The 3334-nt window shown below is 71.3% G+C and carries 3 protein-coding genes; all 3 read left to right on the top strand.

The features are described 5' to 3' along the window. The coding region (locus D6689_11395; protein ID RMH41340.1) for a hypothetical protein at positions 1-204 on the top strand (204 nt) is incomplete at its 5' end. After that, positions 156-1682, top strand: coding sequence for a HAMP domain-containing protein (locus D6689_11390; protein ID RMH41339.1), 1527 nt, complete (start codon positions 156-158; stop codon positions 1680-1682). The genes D6689_11395 and D6689_11390, both read left to right, overlap by 49 nt. 41 nt (positions 1683-1723) lie before the next feature. Beyond that, complete coding sequence (locus D6689_11385) at positions 1724-3130, top strand: sigma-54-dependent Fis family transcriptional regulator (protein RMH41338.1); 1407 nt, start codon at positions 1724-1726, stop codon at positions 3128-3130. Positions 3131-3334 lie beyond the last annotated feature (204 nt).

The following is a 3334-nucleotide window of genomic DNA, read 5'->3' as shown; positions in this document are numbered from 1 at the left end:
CGGCCCGCGCATCCCGCGCCGGCCGCGCGCCGCTACCCCCGCGCCGCCGCCCGCGCGCGCCGACCGCGCACGCGCACCGGCGGCCGCGCACTTTGCCGCGCCGCCCCCGTCGAGTACGCTGGCGTCGTGCGCCGCATCGCGGCGGAGCGGCGCGCATGCGGCCGCAACGGCCCCCGCCGCCGCGACATCGTCCCGTGCGCGTAGGCACCCGCATCACCGTCACGACTTCGGCCGTCGCCGCCGTCGCCCTCGTCGGGTTCGCGTTTTTCCTGCTGCGCGCGCGCCATTTGGAGCGCCGGCGCGCTCTGGTCGACGAGGCGGTCGATCTGGCGCAGTCGATCCGCGCCACGGTGGAAGCGATCGGCGTCGACGAGGCCCTCGCGCGGCCGGATGCGATCGCGCGAGCCGTCACCCGCGCCGGCTCGCCGTGGCGCGTGCTGGTGCTCGACGCGGCGGCACTCGCCGGTCCGCGCTCGCCGGATCGCGCGGCCGCGCTCGCTCGTCTCGACCGGCTCATCGCGTTGCGGCTCCCCGAGCTGGTCGTCAACGCGGACGACCAACTCGCCGTCGCCCTGCCCCTGCGCGTGCCGAACCCGGACCACCCGGACGGCGTCGACATCGTCGGCGGCGTGGACCTCACCCGGTCGACCGCGTTTTTGCGCTCGCGGTGGCTCGACGAGGTGCTCGAGGCGGTACTCGCGATCGCCGCGATCATGGCGGCGCTGATCGCCGTCATCGCACTCACCGTGCGGCGCACCGTCGCCGGCCCGATCGACAAGCTCATCGCCGGCATCGATTCCGTCGCCCAGGGCGACCTGTCGGGCGTGTTGCTCGCCGAACACGATGACGAGATCGGCGCGCTCGCGTCGCGGTTCAACGAGATGACCTTCTCGCTGCGCGAGTCGAAGGCCGAGACGGCGCGGCAAAACCAGGCGCGGCTCGCTCTCGAACAGCGGCTGGCCGAGACCGCCCGGCTCGCGACGATGGGCCAGATGGCGGCCGAGATCGCACACGAGGTCGGCACGCCGCTCAACGTCATCTCCGGCCGCGCGCGCGCGCTGGCGCGGAAGGCCGACTCACCGGCCGCGGTGGAAAAGAACGCGACGATCATCGCCGAGCAGGCGGCGCGAATCACTCGCATCATCCAGCGCCTGCTCGACTTCACGCGCCGCAAGGTCGGGGCCGTCGATCCGGAGGCCGTCAACCTCAACGAGGTGACGCTCACGACCATGGAATTTCTCGAAAACCAGCTCGCCAAGGCCCAGATCCGCCACGTGCTCACTCGCGCCGAGGGGCTGCCGCCCGTGCGCGGCAGCGCCGACCAACTCCAGCAGGTGTTCCTCAACCTGTTTCTCAACGCGATCCAGGCGATGCCGGCCGGCGGCAGCCTCGAGGTCGAGACGTCGGTGGTCGAACGCAAGCGGCCGGGGCTCGAGTCGGACCCGGCGAGCTCGTTCGTCCGCGTCACCGTCGCCGACAGCGGCCCCGGCATTCCCGAATCGATCCGCGACAAGATCTTCGAGCCGTTTTACACGTCGCGCGAGGGCGAAGGCGGCACGGGGCTCGGGCTCGCCGTGTGCCAGGGCATCGTCCGGGACCACGACGGCTGGATCGAAGTCGCCGACAACCCGGGCGGCGGTACGGTGTTCACGGTGTACTTGCCAGCCGATCCGGCCGGGTGACGCGACGGTGCGCTCGCGCCGCGTTTGCTACAGTCGCCCGGATGGACGCGCACCGGACCGACGCCAGTCGCGAGCCGGTCGACCGAGACCGCGCTCAGGTTCTCGTCGTCGAGGACGACGACGCGATGCGCGAGCTGCTGGTCGAGGAGCTCGCGGACGCCGGCTACCGCGTGATCGGCGCCGCCGGCGGCCGCGAGGGCGTCGCGCGCGCCAAGCAGGGCGACATCGACGTGGTGGTCACCGACCTGCGCATGCCCGATCTCGACGGCTTCGACCTCATCCGCGACCTGCGCGCCGGACAGCGGCCGCCGCACATCGTCATGATCACCGCGTTTGGGTCGATCGAAACCGCCATCCGTGCCGTCAAGCTCGGCGCATACGATTACATCACCAAACCCTTCGAGATCGAGGAACTGATCCTCGTCGTCGACAAGGCGATCCGCGAGCGCGGGCTCGAGCGCGAGGTCGAGCGCCTGCGCCGCGAGGTCAAGGGCCAGTACGAACTCGACAACGTCATCGGCACCAGCGAGGCCATGCAGGAGGTGTTCTCGCTGGTGCACCGGCTCGGCGGGTCGACCGCGTCGGTGCTGATCACCGGCGAAAGCGGCACGGGCAAGGAACTCATCGCGCGCGCGATCCACTACCACTCGCCGCGCGCCGAGGGGCCCTTCGTGGCGGTCAACCTCGCCGCGGTGCCCGAAACGCTGCTCGAAGCCGAGCTGTTCGGCTACAAGCGTGGCGCGTTCACGGACGCGCGCGCCGACAAGCAGGGCCTGTTCGCCGAAGCTGACGGCGGCACCATCTTTCTCGACGAGATCGGCGAGCTGGCGGCGCCCCTGCAAGCGAAGCTGCTGCGCGTGTTGCAAGAACGCGAGATCCGCCCGATCGGCTCGACGCGCCAACAAAAGATCGACGTCCGCGTCGTGGCGGCGACCAACAAGGACCTCGAGGAGCGGATGCGCGCCGGGCTGTTTCGCGAGGACCTGTTCTATCGACTCAACGTCATCCACATCGCGCTGCCGCCGCTGCGCGCGCGCCCCGAGGACATCCTGCCGCTGGCAGAACACTTTCTGCGCAAGCACGCGGCGCGCGCGACACCGCCCCGCGTGCTGCGCCTCGCGCCAGACGCACAGCGCGCGCTGCTCGCGTTCCCGTGGCCCGGCAACGTGCGCGAGCTGGAGAACGTGATCGAGCGGTGCGTCGCCCTGGCGTCGGGCGAGGAAATCCGCGCGGACGACCTGCCGCAGCACGTGCGCGAGCGGCGCGACACGGACTTCCTCGCCGGAGCGGTGGCGCGCCGGCTGACTCTCGCCGAACTCGAGCGCGAGTACATCCTGCGGGTGCTCGACGACGAGGGCGGCAACAAGACGCGCGCCGCGGCGCGACTCGGCCTGGACCGCAAGACGTTGTATCGCAAGCTCGAGGACTACAAGCGCGGCGACCGGTAACCGGGCGGCGGACCGGGCGCGCGCACCGGGCGGCGGACCTCGGCGCGATCCGCCGGGGAGGCCGGCGCGAGCCACCGGGCACGGGCGCGCGCCGGGCGGCGAACCCTAGCCCGGATCGATCACCGTCTGAAGAGTTGAAAACTCCCACCGGGAGGATCATTGTGGGTTTACGAAAACTTACAAAGGTCCAACCCGGGGGAGCCT

This window comes from Deltaproteobacteria bacterium, assembly GCA_003696105.1.
Classification (GTDB): Bacteria; Myxococcota_A; Polyangia; order Haliangiales; family J016; genus J016.
This window is presented reverse-complemented; position numbering and strand designations above follow the sequence as displayed.